The following is a 14,656-nucleotide window of genomic DNA, read 5'->3' as shown; positions in this document are numbered from 1 at the left end:
CAATATGACAGCACCTGCCATCGAGCAAGTTGACGGGTTACCCCTTTTTTCAGGCATTAACCCGGAAGATATCAAACCAGCGATAGAAAAAGCCATTGCCCATTGCAAGGAGACTATCGACGACGTTGTCGCATCCGCAGATTATAGTTACCACAATGTGGTGGAAAAAATTGAAGAGGCTGATGATCGGCTAGGTAAAATGTGGTCGCCGGTATCACATATGAATTCTGTGGTCAGCAGCGACGCCCTGCGAGAAGCCCACGATAGCTGTTTACCTCTATTATCGGAATACGGTACTTGGGTTGGCCAACATGAAGGTCTGTTTAATGCCTACACCGCATTAAAAGAAAGCCAAGAATTTGCGTCTTTAGACGAGCAAAGCCAAAAGCTCATCGATAACACCTTGCGAGACTTTACATTGTCTGGTGTCGCTTTGTCTGGCAAAGATAAAAAGCGATTTGCTGAAATACAATCACGGTTAAGCGAACTCGCCTCTACGTTTAGTAACAATGTAATGGATGCCACTATGGCCTTCACCAAACATGTTACCGACGAAGCGCAATTAAGTGGTTTGCCTGAATCTGCCCGCGCGGCGGCAGCACAAGCCGCCCATCAAAAAGATTTACAAGGCTGGGTATTTACTCTCGATATACCGTCTTATCTACCGGTAATGATGTATGCCGACGACGCCGGTTTACGAGAAGAACTGTACCGAGCCTATTCCACCCGAGCCTCTGACCAAGGGCCCAATGCCGAGCAGTGGGATAACACTGCTATTATCCAAGAAACCCTAGCACTGCGTTCAGAAGTGGCCAAACTGCTAGGGTTTGAAAGTTATTCAGCCCGTTCCTTAGCCACCAAAATGGCTGACTCTACCGACCAGGTACTGGGCTTTTTAGAAGATTTGGCAGAAAAATCCCGCCCACAAGCTCAACAAGAGTTAGAAGAAGTTAAAGCGTTTGCCGAAGAACGATTTGGCAAATCCGCGCTAAATGCTTGGGACTTACCTTATTACAGTGAAAAGCTGAAACAGGAAAAGTACACCATTTCTGATGAAATGCTGCGTCCTTATTTTCCTGAAGACAAAGTGCTACATGGTTTGTTTGAAGTGGTTCACCGCCTATACGGGCTTAAGATCATCGAGCAGCCCGGTGTGGATCTGTGGCACGATGATGTGCGTTATTTCACTATTACCGACGATGCGGATGCCATGCGTGGCAGTTTCTATCTCGACTTATATGCCCGCGCTAAAAAACGGGGTGGTGCATGGATGGATGAATGCCGAGTGCGACGCAAACTACCAAATGGCGATATCCAGTTACCGGTTGCGTACTTAACCTGCAACTTTAATGCTCCGGTAGGGGATAAACCGGCGTTGTTTACCCATGATGAAGTGGTTACCTTGTTCCATGAATTTGGCCATGGTTTGCACCATATGCTGACCAAAATGTCGGTGGCCGGTGTATCAGGAATTAATGGCGTGCCTTGGGATGCGGTGGAATTACCCAGTCAGTTTTTAGAAAACTGGTGCTGGGAAGAAGACGCGCTGACATTTATTTCTGGTCATTATGAAACCGGCGAGCCACTGCCTAACGACTTACTGGATAAAATGTTAGCTGCACGAGATTACCACTCGGCGATGCAGATGGTGCGGCAATTAGAGTTTAGTTTGTTCGACTTTAAACTGCATCAGCAAAATGGCAGTGAAGTGGATGTGCAACAGGTATTAAACGATGTAAGAAGCAAAGTGGCGGTGGTAACGCCTCCGTCGTTTAACCGTTTTCAGCATAGTTTTGGTCACATTTTTGCCGGCGGTTATGCCGCAGGCTATTACAGTTACAAATGGGCGGAAGTGCTGTCGGCGGATGCCTTTAGCAAGTTTGAAGAAGACGGCATCTTCAACCGTGACACAGGTAAAGCCTTCTTACAGAATGTGCTGGAAAAAGGGGGCAGCAAACCGCCTATGGACTTGTTTGTCGCATTTAGAGGCCGCGAGCCGAAGGTGGATGCATTACTGCGCCACTCGGGGATCCGTGTGTAATGGCAGCAGAGCAGTTTTCTGTTATTTACCAAAGGGCGGTAAAACGTAAGGGCTCAGAAGAAGCCCTTGCGGCGCTATTAAGTCAGCCACTTGCCAAGGATGAGGTGGCCTTAATACCCGATGATCGTTTTTTGTCAGCGATGACGAAAAAAGTATTCCAGTCAGGGTTCGTTTGGCGGGTAGTAGAAAGTAAATGGCCGCAATTTGAAGAGGTATTTTTTGGCTTCGACATAGAGAAAATTTTGTTGATGCCTGATGAAATGTTTGAACAAAAGGCCAGCGATAAACGTATTATCCGTAATTACAAAAAAGTGATGACAGTGCGAGACAACGCGCTGATGATTCAGGACGTGGGCCTGCAACATGGCAGTTTTGGCGCTTTTGTCGCCCAGTTTGGTGGCCACGACATTACCGAACTTTGGCGTTATTTAAAAAAACACGGTGCTCGGTTAGGCGGTAATACTGGGCCTTACATGTTAAGAGCGTTAGGGGTAGATACTTTTTTATTGTCTCGCGATACCGAAGATTACTTGCGTAAACATGACATTATTGATGGCACCCTAAGTAGCCAGCGCTCATTGCGCAGTGCCAATGGGTGTTTTGCCCAGTGGCAACAACAAAGTGGTCTTTCTCTGCAGCAAATCAGTCAAATTCTTGCTTACAGTTGGGGCGCCAATGATCGTCACCCGATGTGATGAAAAAATGAGTTTTATTTCAATCATTAGGCGGTAAAGCGCTGTTGCTCACCGCCGGATTTCGTTACACTTCTTCTCATTAGATATAAGAACTTCAGGAATGTCATGAGCGATAACCAGGCTTCGTCTTCAACCCCCACATCTTCAGCTGAAAACAATGACAGTACCACCCATTTTGGTTTTAAACAGGTAGATAAAAACCAAAAAGCATCGTTGGTGGAAAATGTCTTTGATTCTGTCGCTGCCAAATACGATGTGATGAATGATTTGATGTCTATGGGAATTCACCGTTTGTGGAAGCGACACACCATAGATTGTTCTGGTGTACGAGCCGGACACAAGGTGCTGGATATTGCTGGTGGTACTGGCGATTTGACCGCAAAGTTTTCCCGTCTTGTGGGCAGCACAGGTTCGGTAACCTTGGCGGATATTAACCATTCCATGCTGAAAGTAGGGCGAGATAAACTACGAGATAAAGGGTTGGTTTCTAATATCGAATATGTGCAAGCCGATGCCGAAGCTTTGCCTTTCCCTGATAATACGTTTGATGTGGTGACGATGGCGTTCGGATTGCGCAATGTCACCGAAAAACAAAATGCCCTTAATTCGATTTTCCGAGTGCTAAAACCAGGCGGTCGCTTATTGGTGTTGGAGTTTTCCAAACCGACCTCTGAACAACTCAGTAAGATATACGACATTTATTCTTTTCATATCTTGCCTAAAATGGGGCAATTAGTGGCTAATGATGCCGAGAGTTATCAATACTTGGCTGAAAGTATTCGTATGCACCCGGACCAAGAAACATTAAAAAGTATGTTTGAGCAGGCGGGTTTTGAGCAATGTGACTATCAAAATCTTACTGGCGGTATAGTGGCTTTACATCGAGGGTACAAATTCTAATGCCAGCAACGGCTTTGCTAACCGCACTGTCAGAAACGGTGATAAATCGATTGGTTGCGCTGGACGCAGACAGTGCCCAGCGTTTGCGTCCCCTTGCCAATAAACGTTTGTACGTGTTTATCGCCAATACACCGTTGGCATTTTCATTGGTGTTTTCAGATCGCATTGATATGGTGGCTGAGCATCAAGACTACGACGAAATCGTAAAACACCTCGATAGCCAAAGTTGTTGTGTGCAGGTGGCGTTAGATACCTTGCCACAACTACAGCAAAGTAGCCGTTTAACTGCATTGATTCAGGAAGGAAAGCTCTCTGTGGAAGGGGAACTTGCCATCGCCCAACAGGTTAGTCAGCTATTCCAAGGGCTAGACATCGATTTCGAAGAACTGCTTTCTCGATACACCGGAGATATTGCCGCTAACCAATTGTTTAGTACCGCGGGTGCGATTAAACGGGGTTTAGATTCCTTTGCTGATAATTTCAAAGCCGGTTTAAGCAATGCATTAACGGAAGAAAAAAACATTGGCGTTCCTTCGTTGGCAGTGGCCCATTTTGCCGATGAAGTCTCTGATTTACGCGACGATACAGAACGATTTGCGGCCCGTTTAGCGCACCTTGAAGCCTCACTCAGTTTACCCCAAGAAACAGATTAACCTGGAATCACCCTATGCGCATTGGCCGATTGTATTTCATCAATAAAATCATGTTGCAGCACGGTTTAGATGAACTCATCCCGTCTCGTTGGTTACCTTGGTATGCCCGCGCCATGCGTAAGCTTATCTTTTGGATCCCAAACCAGCATAAGGATAAGCCAGCAGGCGAGCGAATTACCTTCGCGTTACAGGCCTTAGGCCCGGTATTTATTAAGTTTGGACAAATGCTGTCTACCCGACGGGACCTCCTATCGCCAGACATTGCTAACGAGCTAGCGCGGCTACAAGATAAGGTGACGCCGTTTTCCAGTGCAGAGGCGGAAGAAATCGTCCTTAAAAGCCTCAATGTTCCGGCACTAGATGTTATTTTCAGTGAGTTTGAAAAAACGCCCCTAGCGTCAGCCTCTATTGCTCAGGTGCACGCAGCTCGGCTAAAAAGTAATGGCAAAGATGTGGTGGTGAAGGTGTTACGGCCTGGTATTCGCAAGACCATCGATGCGGACATGGAGTTGCTTTTCACTTTAGCGGGGGTCTTACAAAAATGGCTGCCTGACGGTAAACGGCTGCGCCCTGAAGAAGTTGTCACCGAATATCAAAAAACCTTAGTGGATGAGTTGGACTTATTAAGAGAGTCGGCCAATGGCATGCAGTTGCGCCGGAATTTCGATAACTCGGACAGCTTGTATATACCCGAAATATACAGCGACTATTGTCGTCGAGACGTGCTGGTCATGGAACGTATTTATGGCATTCCCATTGCCAACTTAGATGCGCTTTTTGCCCAAAAGACGAATATGAAGCTGTTAGCCGAGCGGGGGGTAGAAGTGTTCTTTACCCAGGTATTTAGAGATAGCTTCTTCCATGCAGACATGCACCCTGGCAATATTTTTGTGTCCACAGAGCACCCAGAAAACCCCCGTTATATCGCCATTGACTTTGGCATTGTGGGTACCCTTAATCAAGACGACAAACGTTATCTTGCAGAAAACTTCATTGCCTTTTTTAATCGCGACTACCGTAAGGTGGCGCAACTTCATGCCGATTCGGGGTGGGTGCCTAGCGATACCAATATTGATGAATTTGAAATGGCAATTCGTACGGTATGTGAGCCAATTTTTCAAAAACCACTGGCGGAAATTTCTTTCGGTAACGTGTTGTTGCAACTGTTTAATACCGCGCGCCGTTTTAACATGGTGGTACAGCCTCAGCTGGTGTTATTGCAAAAAACCTTGTTGTACATCGAAGGCTTAGGCAGACAACTATATCCTCAGTTAGATTTATGGCAAACCGCAAAGCCCTTTTTAGAAAACTGGATGAAAGAACAAATTGGGGTGGCGGCCATGTTGTCGAAGGTAAAAGACAATTTACCGTATTGGTCAGAGAAACTCCCTGATATCCCCGATTTGTTATATGACAGCCTTAAGCAGATGAAAGGTTTACCTATTCAGATGACCCGAGGACAACAGGAGTTGGCCCGTTTGCAACTGGAAACCGCCAAAGCCAATCATTGGGTTGTGGTTGGGTCGACGTTCGTTGTTGTTGGGGCAATTTTACCCATCTATACACTACATTGGACGTTACCTGTGACCAGTGGTGTTATCGGTTTATGCTGTTGGTTAAGAGGGTGGCGACATAGCCATCCTAAATAGGTAGCGGTAACGTATTGCTGACAATACAGTTACATAGATATGATATTTTTCTTATATAGGTGAATTTTTGTATCATTTTTTTTCCTAGCTGTTATAGTGAATTTGGCTGTATTGCCAACGGTCTTTTAAGACGAGATAAATTTGTTTCTGCCATGATGTTAAACACTCTGGTTACGTTTGTAATTGTAGTAAGTTGTTTCTCCATTCAATGTAAGACCCAAAATATCCCGTCCTAAATAGATCACGAGTAAAGCGCCTTGTGCGCAGTTTCATAGAAAGTTTTTGAGGTCTACATGTCTAAAGTTACAGGCACCGTTAAATGGTTTAACGCAGATAAAGGTTATGGATTCCTGACTCAGGATAGCGGCGATAAGGATGTATTCGTACATTTTCGTGCTATCGTTTCTGAAGGGTACAAAACCCTGAATGAAGGTCAGCGAGTTGAGTTCGAAGTCGAGCAAGGTCAAAAAGGCCTGCAGGCTGCCAACGTACAGGCTATCTGATTTCAGAAAAACGGTGGCATTAGCCACCGTTTTTTATCTCTATCCACTTTACGTTTGTGCGTAAAGGGCTATTATCGTTCTTCATTTCTATTTTCACTTCCTGTTATCTCTTGTCTTGTTATTCCATCATTTGACCTAGAAATCGTGCATCTTCGTAGTACATGGTTACAATATATTACGAGAAGATAATTTGATATTCATCGCTAATCTGTGTACACACGCTAATAGACTGATGGCTTTGTATAGCCTGCAGAAAATATTAAGGAGCGTTCATGTTGTTCGTCGTTCATCGATTTCTTCGTAATGTATGGTGGGTTGCTTGTTTAAGCTTGCTATCCGTAGGTGTGCGAGCCGAAGGCACTGTGGTTGCCACCCTGCTTGGTAAGCCCATTTACGAAAATGCGGTGATGCCCTCCGCCGAGCAACTAAATATGGTGGCACGAACCCTGGGTGTGTCAAAAGAAATGGCGGTGGCACATTTTAAACATGCAAAGCTTTCCGATATCATTATTGAAGGGGTGCTGGATGACTATGCAAAACAGCATAATATCGAGCCTGATCCTGCATTAGTGACACGTTTTATTGACGTTTTTGGTGAAAGCCTAAAGTCTGCGGCAACATTACCCCAAGAGCCTGAGCAAGAAAGTGAAAAAGACAAAGCCGAGGTAGATAACCTAGTATCGGCTACGCCACCGACGGAAAAACGGGATCCCCAAACCGTTGCCCAAGAACAGATTAAACTATGGTTAATTAACAAAGCCTTATATGCGCAGTACGGTGGCGCTGTGGTGTTTCGTTCTAATACACCACAATTTCCCATTGCTGCTTATAATGCACTGTTCAAAGACTACGCCGCACAAGGCAAGTTAGTGATAAAAGAAGAAAGCTTTGCCGGGTTGTTCTGGCGGAGTTTTGCGCCCCCCTATAATGCTGAAATTGACCCGGAATTTGTAGATTTCAGCCACCCTTGGTGGTTTTAAATAACCCGGTAGAAAAACGGCAGGGTAGCCCTGCCGTGGCCATTATCTTTTAGCGGCCGAATATCGCCATGCCATGGCGCCAAGCATCATCATGACCAAAGCGAAGGTGGATGGCTCGGGTACTTCAGTGCCGGTTACTGTGCTGGTAAGCACATATTCAATAGCGCCAAAATCAAAGCCTTCATTGCCACCTAGGGCTAAAGTATATTCGCCTGCGCCAAGTAAACCGGCAGCCAGTGTATTGTCACCGGCGTTAGGAACATAACCGTCGGTGCCAACTAAATAGGCGTAGCTGTTCCCCATAAAGTCGATAAAGTCGTTGTTATGACTGAACAGAAACGACGGATCACTCGATAAGGTGCCTTGATACAAACTCAGGCCGATGGAAGCTACCGCAGACACGGAAAAGGCAATGTCTGTATCGGCAGTCAATTCGAAAGTGTAAAAGTCCACTGCTGCGGTATTGTCGGTTAACCAGCCATCGCTAGATGATACCGAGCCACTGTTGTCGTTAGTTAAATCCAAAGTATAAATATCTGCGTTCGCGCTTACCGTTACGAACATCGCAGCTAAAAAGAATAGGTGTTTCATTTTCATTGTTCCCTTAATAAATAAAAAAAAGGGGGCTGGCGAAAGCCCCATTTTGCGTTATAGCGCGCCGTCTTCCCACGGACCTGTAATAGCAAACGTAACACCTGGAGACTGTACGTTTACAAACAACCAGCGACCATAAAAGCAGGCGCCACACCATTCGCGACTGGTAAAGCTGGCACGGTCTGAGCCATCAGTTGAGGAGCCTACCGAGTCATAAAAGTTTTCAGCGACACCAGGGTAAATGCTGTCGATGGTTTGTAAGTCACCTTGGTCAAGCTCAATGCGGTTTTCGCAGAATGTGAAGGTGTCACCAGATTGGGTGAGGCCAACTAAACGTTTTGGATTAGAGCTTCCGTCTTCGCACATTAAAATACTGCCACGAGGAGACACGGCAATGTTGTCGGGACCGTCTACGTCTGAGCTGCTTGTTGATTCAAACACAACAGTAAGCTGCTGCTTGCGGGGGTCGAAACAGAAAATTTGGCCAAGGTTAGCGGCGCCGCCTGAGGTGGACACAAAGTAGATTTTTCCGTCATCGTACCAACAGCCTTCGCCGCGCTCGATAATGGCCGCGTCGGACGCTTGGTCAAAACAACGGTCATTAAATGCATCAGGCTCGGGCACTTCCTGCCAGGTCACATCCCATGTTGTGCCTTCAACTAATCCACCACGTAAATCCATTCGGCTAGTGCCATCGAGCACCATGGCATATAAACGACCGCCGGATTTTAAATCGCCCCACTCACCGGTAGGCTCGAATTTGTAAAAACAAGATTGGCCAGCATCTTCGGTTTCGTAAACAAACCCTGTGGCAGGATCCACGGCCACCGCTTCGTGTGAAAAACGGCCCATTTCACGAATGGGTAAACCATCAGAAATACCAAATCCGGGTACTTCAAACACATAGCCGTGATCGTAGCCGCCGGTTGACTGGTAAGTTTCTTCGCAAGACAGCCAAGTGCCCCATGGGGTGGCACCGCCGGCACAGTTTCTAATGGTGCCACCTAAGCTGTTGTACGAAGACAAGAAGCGGCCGTTAACCACATCAAACAATACATTAGTGGTACCGCCATATTGTGCTGGGTTGTAAATACCTCGACCGCTAACAGGATCGCATTTAGATCCTTCTCCTTCGTTTAATTCATGGTTACGAACAAGACAAACGATATTCTGTTTTACCGCGGCCACGGCCATGCCATCGTGATCGGTAGGTGTGATGGTACGGTCAGACTGAATTTGCCCCGTCCAACCGTAAGAGCTGTACTCAAAGCCTTCAGGTAGGGCTAGTAAGGGTAAGCCTGTGGTTTTGTCCGCTTTTACGGTAAGGGGGCCATAGCTAGTGGAAAAGGGCAGGGTAGCGGCCTTTGACGATAACGACGCGAGGGCCGTACTTGCAGCGACAACCGAGCCACCTTTTACAAAGTCGCGACGATTGACTTCGGGTTGGTTTAATAGGGTTTTTTGTGTGTCTTGTGTCATTTTTATTTACCTGTACATAATGTGTGGTGATTAAATGCCAGGAACCCCGTCATCAACGGGTACAACTCCTCGAGGTCTCGCTGGCAACCAATGTACGGTGGAAAAATGACGCTCTTGCGTTAATTTTTTGACATTTTTAATACGACTTTATTACGAGCCCACAGAATCCGATGGGGCCAATTGGCTGTTGTTTGCTTTGGTTTCGCCCATCGCAACCAGCCACACCGACAACTCATAAAGCAAGATAATAGGCGTGCCAAGGGCTATTTGAGAGATAAGATCCGGCGGGGTGATAAACGCCGCCAACAGAAAAATAATCACAATGGCATGGCGTCGATAATGTCGCAGGGTCTGGGCCGTGATCAACCGTGCTTTAGCTAAAACTAATAGAAACACCGGCAGTTCAAAGCAAATGCCAAAAGCCAATATAAGTTTGATCACCAGTGACAAATATTCACTGACTTTGGCTTCTAACTCTACCCGAATGGTGTTGTCTGCCCCAGTGGTTTCAAAACTCATGAAAAATTCCCACGCCACCGGCATAACCACATAAAATGCCAATGCTGCCCCAGCAACAAACAGAACTGGGGTCATTAAAAATAGAGGCAACATGCCCTTTTTTTCGTGTTGATACATGCCAGGAGACAAAAATCGCCACACCTGTATTAGCATTAAAGGAATAGAAAAAAACAGCGCACTAAAAAATGCCACCTTCATGTAGGTAAAAAAGGCTTCTTGCAAGCCGGTATAGATCATTCTACGAGGGTGGGTACCGTCGAATTGTGCAGCCAAAGGCTGCTGTAAAAATTGATAAATTTCTACCGAAAAATAATAAGACACACCAAACACACAAAGGAAAAAGGCTAAGCAGTACAGCAATCTACTACGCAATTCGCAAAGGTGAGTAAGTAGGGGCGCTTTTGAGTCGTTTACCGTGTCTTGTGCCATTACTGTTTCTCCTTAGTCGCATCATCATCTGACGATGGGGGCGTGGGGGTGACCGTTTGACGGGCTACTTCAATGTGTTGTTGTCGGGCTTTGTGATCTTCGGCGCTTAACGAGCCGGGTACAAAGTCCTTGGGTAATCCACGCACTTCCGGCGGTAAAAATTCACGCCAACTCTCGTCCCCAGGCTGGGCTTTACCCGACACAATGTTCACCTCTTTTTGCAATTGGGTCATGCTGCCTTGTAAATCGGCGTACATGCGGCGAAGCTTGCTGGCAAGTTTGGCAAATAATTGAAATAGCTCGGGCAAATCTTTTGGCCCGATAATAATCAAGGCCAGCACCGCAACGAAGAAAAGTTCAGGCCAGCTTAAATCAAGCATGGGTATCTTCCTGTGCCTGACGGGATTGCACGGTAGGGGGTGAGGACGGGTTGATAGCCTTTGCGTTATTGTTCATGTCTACCGAACTAGGCTCGTCGTCTAACCCTCGTTTAAAGCTTTTAATGCCGCTGGCAATATCACCTATTAATGCAGGAATGCGACCGCGGCCAAACAGCAAAATAACCACAATAAGAACTAACAGCAGTTGCCAAATATTAAAACCCATAATGTAAACCTGTTTGGAGAGTTGACTGCCTATGCTGATTGGGTTTTATGACTAGGGAGTGAAACATTTATGAATAAACAATGAGACAAGACATGGCCAGAAAACCTGCTTAATAGCTTAGCCAGTGCTAATTAGTTTGAGTTAAGGAACTAATCGCCTTTAAATTACTGCAGAATAAAGCTATTTTGTGGGATTTTGCGTAGTAACTAGATTATAAACTGAGGTGCTCCAAACCCCCATGAAATTGCATAACCTCGATAAAACCGATAAAGCTATTTTGTCATTGTTGCAAAGTAACTGTGAAACTCCCGTCAATGATATCGCAGAAGCGGTGGGCCTGACTTCGACACCCTGTTGGCGACGTATCCAGCGCTTACAGCGCGACGGCTATATCACTCGGCGAGTCGCTCTGCTGAGTGCTAAACAATTAGGGTTGGCAATGACCGTATTTGTGCAGGTGAAGGCTGCCAGACACGACGACAAATGGTTGGATAAATTTGCCCAACATGCCGCTGGCTTTGAAGAGGTGGTGGAATTTTATCGGATGTCAGGCGAGTATGATTATCTGTTGAAGGTGCTGGTGACCGATATGGCAAGCTTTGATCATTTTTATAAGCGGTTAGTTGCCGGTATCGACTTAAGCGATGTGACATCCAGTTTTGCCATGGAGCAGATCAAGTATTCTACCGAAATGCCTTTGGCTCATTTATAGTGATAATGACTGGAGTGATTGAGACGTATGCTGCAGAAATAAAAATAGGCCTTAAAAGTAAGGCCTATTTAACGGGTGTTTAAGCTTTTGCTAATGGTTCGCTTTTGCGAGCAGCTTGGATTTCTTCTTGATCTTACAATCAAAAATCTTCTCAGCATTTTTCCTTCCAATATAGTATGCAACTGTATATGGGTGAGCCCGCTCAAAAAAGCGTGAAAATGACTTGGTCAATGCATGCATAAAAATGAGCCCTCCTTTTATTTACCCGGTACTATCATAGTATTATGACAGTAATATGTCTAACGTGTTAAAGCGAAAAAAAGTTCACTCCACGATAAAAAGATATGATTAGGCATACCAAAAACACGGGTGTAAATTCATAATTAACTGATATTTATGCAATTTATTATTTCTTTCCCTTAACTTACCACTGGCGAATAATTTTTTTGTAGATCTCTGGATCGAGCAAGCTGTCTCGCATAGTGGGCGCTGTAACCCCCAGAATGTCGTTTGCTTCTTCCCACGAATCGTATTTAGTGCCATCAATAACAAATAATGATCCCGTGTTGGGTTGAGAATTATCCAAAGAATAGGCGTGGGTTAACAGCGCAGGGTCGGTGAGGTGAGAAAGCTGTTTGGTCGATACGTAATCACCCACACCGTCGTTATCTACATCCTTGATAATCCAAGGTAGGCCAAGCAACCGGTTATAGCTGCCGTCTGTCTGCATGGTTTCAATGGTTGCGTTAAAGCGTGCCATTAACTGTGCGCTGTCGGCGGAGTTATCGGTAAGGGTAAGATAAAAACCGCCAGTGATAAGCGGCGCGGCGGAGCGAAAAACCGGCTCTTCGTTATCTTTTACTAGCAGTCGATTAAATTCATCAATTAGTAAGGCCGATGTCATTAAATAGGGAGCACGTTCATCGGCAAATTGTTTAAAGGCGTCGAAGGTGGTGGGGTTTCGTGACCATTTTATTTCACGAATGCCACGTATTTGGTCAGTATTGGCAAATCGGTTTTCGATGGCAATACGACTATCTCGCAGTTGGGGAATCAGATTTATGTCGATGACGTCAGGACGTTTACTGGCCACAAATAGTTTTAATGGCAAATAGGGTTGGGAGTAAAGGAGCCCGGTCTTTTTGGGATCCAAATCGAGAAACGCAAATTCGCCGTCGATTTGCCCCGCGCTTAGGGCGCTGCCTAAAAAGGCCCGACGTAATACCTGTAATTCCACGTCTTCACCCATACGGGTAAACGCTTCTTCCACGATGTGATTCAGTTTTGCCGGTTCGCCGCCATTATCTACATAGGTTGCCAGCGATGATGCCCCTAACTTGATTTGTGCTAAGGCGGTGGTACAGAAAAACACGGTTACCAATAAACAGAGAAAACTACATACCCTTGTCATCTAATATTTCCTAAGTAGTTCAGGGAACCACGGTATAGGTAATTGTTATGAAAGTGTAGGGTAAACCTGTAATAAATGAAAAAAAGCGCGACAAGTTGTCGCGCTTATAAGGTTTACCGTGTGTCGATAAGCGTTAGTCGCCAAAACTACCGGCGGCCCCTGGGAAAACCACGGGGCTTTCAATACCGGATTTACTTACGCTTGCTACTCCAAAAAAGTAGTTATCGATAACCACATTTTCTAAGGTGGCTTCGGTGACATTGCCCACGTACCGGCTAAATTGCCATTGGGGGGCATCGGTATAGCGCCAATATATTTTATAACCAGCGAGTTGGGGGTTTTGTGCGGTATCAGCGCCTTTCCAGCTAAGTGTGGTGGAAGGCTGCACGGCTCCTTTTATGGACACATCAGCAGGTGGTGTGGGTGCCCAAGACATGGCAGCTAGGCTTACCGCATTAAGGCTGGTTAGCTTTGCCGTGTAATCAAAATTTACCCCATCGAGTGTGTCTCCGTACTTAATGCCATCTTCTGTACGTAAGTCTTGATGTTGGCGGGTGTAATTTTCGTTGGTTTCCATTATACGGATCCCAGGGTAACCGAGGTCGTTGAATGGGCGGTGATGGCCGCCACGGCCATACCGATCCAAGCGGTAGATCACCATGGTATCGAGGTTCTCAATGTACTGGTCGGCAATACGATCAATATATCGAGCGAGGTTACGACTTGGAGAATCAACTTCACCGCCGGTAAAACGGCGGGTACGGGCTTCTGCTGCAGTTTCTGTTACCCGTGTGCCTTCGGCAAACAAGCGCGCTGTACTGTTATCGATAACCCCATTTACACCTTCGATATTGCCAATCATGTCGTTATTTAATACGGCTTTAATACGCCATCCATCTTTTTGCGCTTTGGCGGCTAAAATCTTGCCACCAAATAGCCCCTGTTCTTCGCCGGATAAGGCGGCATAAACAATGGTGCCATTAAAGGAATATTGGCTAAGCACTCGGGCGGCTTCTATAGCTCCAGCCACCCCTGTTGCATTGTCGTTAGCGCCTGGACTGTCAGAGGTATAGTCCATCACATCAGAAACCCGAGAGTCGATGTCGCCAGACATGATCACGTATCGGTTCGGATCGGTGGTGCCCCGTTGAATGGCGATAACATTCACAACTTCAACCGGATCAGGAATGCGTTTTTGGCCGCTAATGGTATCGCTAACGGTGATCACTTCTAAGCAACCGCCACAATCTGCCGATATTTTTTCAAATTCGGCTTTTATCCAGCGCCTTGCCGCTCCGATGCCTCGGGTGTCAGATTGGGTTTCAGACAGGGTGTGTCGGGTACCAAAATTCACCAGCGTGGTAATATCGCTTTCTATGCGTTCGGCGGAAATCGCCCCTGCAATATCGTGCAAGCGAGCATCATCATGGAATGTGGGGGCAGCGAATGTTGTGGTGGACATTAGCAAGGTTGCAGCAACAAGTG

The 14,656-nt window shown here is 46.2% G+C and carries 15 protein-coding genes; 8 read left to right on the top strand and 7 right to left on the bottom strand.

What is annotated here, in order from left to right:
- Positions 1-4: 4 nt before the first annotated feature.
- The 7 genes from prlC (at position 5) to KO501_RS03420 (ending at position 7,421) form a co-directional block, all read left to right on the top strand.
- A complete protein-coding gene (gene prlC, locus KO501_RS03450) occupies positions 5-2,041 on the top strand; it encodes an oligopeptidase A (RefSeq protein ID WP_216028259.1) in 2,037 nt (678 codons plus the stop codon).
- Entirely contained in the window at positions 2,041-2,736 is a 696-nt protein-coding gene (locus KO501_RS03445) for a DNA-3-methyladenine glycosylase I (RefSeq protein ID WP_216028258.1), read from the top strand. The genes prlC and KO501_RS03445 overlap by 1 nt, the downstream gene beginning before the upstream one ends.
- A 105-nt stretch (positions 2,737-2,841) precedes the next feature.
- Positions 2,842-3,636 carry a bifunctional demethylmenaquinone methyltransferase/2-methoxy-6-polyprenyl-1,4-benzoquinol methylase UbiE gene (ubiE, locus tag KO501_RS03440; protein WP_216028257.1) on the top strand — a complete coding sequence of 265 codons (795 nt, stop codon included), beginning with the start codon at positions 2,842-2,844 and terminating at the stop codon, positions 3,634-3,636.
- On the top strand, positions 3,636-4,289 hold the full coding sequence (locus KO501_RS03435; RefSeq protein ID WP_216028256.1) for an SCP2 sterol-binding domain-containing protein: 654 nt from the start codon (positions 3,636-3,638) through the stop codon (positions 4,287-4,289). Before ubiE ends, KO501_RS03435 begins: the two co-directional genes overlap by 1 nt.
- Positions 4,290-4,303: 14 nt before the next feature.
- Positions 4,304-5,938, top strand: a complete 1,635-nt coding sequence (gene ubiB, locus KO501_RS03430) for a ubiquinone biosynthesis regulatory protein kinase UbiB (protein ID WP_216028255.1) — start codon at positions 4,304-4,306, stop codon at positions 5,936-5,938.
- Positions 5,939-6,231: 293 nt separating this feature from the next.
- A complete protein-coding gene (locus tag KO501_RS03425; protein WP_216027005.1) occupies positions 6,232-6,441 on the top strand; it encodes a cold-shock protein in 210 nt (69 codons plus the stop codon).
- A 272-nt stretch (positions 6,442-6,713) separates the two neighbouring features.
- Positions 6,714-7,421, top strand: a complete 708-nt coding sequence (locus KO501_RS03420; protein ID WP_216028254.1) for a hypothetical protein — start codon at positions 6,714-6,716, stop codon at positions 7,419-7,421.
- Positions 7,422-7,463: 42 nt separating this feature from the next.
- Here KO501_RS03420 and KO501_RS03415 read toward each other — a convergent pair whose 3' ends face one another.
- The 5 genes from KO501_RS03415 to tatA form a co-directional block, all read right to left on the bottom strand.
- On the bottom strand, positions 7,464-8,012 hold the full coding sequence (locus KO501_RS03415; RefSeq protein ID WP_216028253.1) for a PEP-CTERM sorting domain-containing protein: 549 nt from the start codon (positions 8,010-8,012) through the stop codon (positions 7,464-7,466).
- A gap of 57 nt (positions 8,013-8,069) precedes the next feature.
- A complete protein-coding gene (locus tag KO501_RS03410) occupies positions 8,070-9,494 on the bottom strand; it encodes an alkaline phosphatase PhoX (RefSeq protein ID WP_216028252.1) in 1,425 nt (474 codons plus the stop codon).
- A 150-nt stretch (positions 9,495-9,644) separates the two neighbouring features.
- Complete coding sequence (gene tatC, locus KO501_RS03405; protein WP_216028251.1) at positions 9,645-10,442, bottom strand: twin-arginine translocase subunit TatC; 798 nt, start codon at positions 10,440-10,442, stop codon at positions 9,645-9,647.
- Positions 10,442-10,822, bottom strand: a complete 381-nt coding sequence (locus KO501_RS03400) for a preprotein translocase subunit TatB (RefSeq protein ID WP_216028250.1) — start codon at positions 10,820-10,822, stop codon at positions 10,442-10,444. Before KO501_RS03400 ends, tatC begins: the two co-directional genes overlap by 1 nt.
- Positions 10,815-11,048, bottom strand: coding sequence for a twin-arginine translocase TatA/TatE family subunit (gene tatA, locus KO501_RS03395; protein ID WP_216028249.1), 234 nt, complete (start codon positions 11,046-11,048; stop codon positions 10,815-10,817). The genes KO501_RS03400 and tatA overlap by 8 nt, the downstream gene beginning before the upstream one ends.
- A gap of 238 nt (positions 11,049-11,286) precedes the next feature.
- Here tatA and KO501_RS03390 point away from each other — a divergent pair, with 238 nt between their 5' ends.
- The gene (locus tag KO501_RS03390; RefSeq protein ID WP_216028248.1) at positions 11,287-11,760 is read left to right on the top strand and encodes an Lrp/AsnC family transcriptional regulator; all 474 of its coding nucleotides are present in this window, start codon (positions 11,287-11,289) and stop codon (positions 11,758-11,760) included.
- Between the two features lie 424 nt (positions 11,761-12,184).
- On the opposite strand, the gene KO501_RS03385 is transcribed toward KO501_RS03390, so the two are convergent.
- Together KO501_RS03385 and KO501_RS03380 are read right to left on the bottom strand one after the other, a co-directional pair.
- Complete coding sequence (locus KO501_RS03385; RefSeq protein WP_216028247.1) at positions 12,185-13,171, bottom strand: transporter substrate-binding domain-containing protein; 987 nt, start codon at positions 13,169-13,171, stop codon at positions 12,185-12,187.
- Positions 13,172-13,304: 133 nt separating this feature from the next.
- Entirely contained in the window at positions 13,305-14,633 is a 1,329-nt protein-coding gene (locus KO501_RS03380; RefSeq protein ID WP_252728142.1) for a M28 family metallopeptidase, read from the bottom strand.
- Between the last annotated feature and the right edge of the window lie 23 nt (positions 14,634-14,656).

This window comes from Alteromonas sp. C1M14, assembly GCF_018860965.1.
Lineage (GTDB): Bacteria > Pseudomonadota > Gammaproteobacteria > Enterobacterales > Alteromonadaceae > Alteromonas.
Note: the sequence above shows the minus strand (reverse complement) of the source record. Positions and strands in the feature narration are given on the sequence as shown.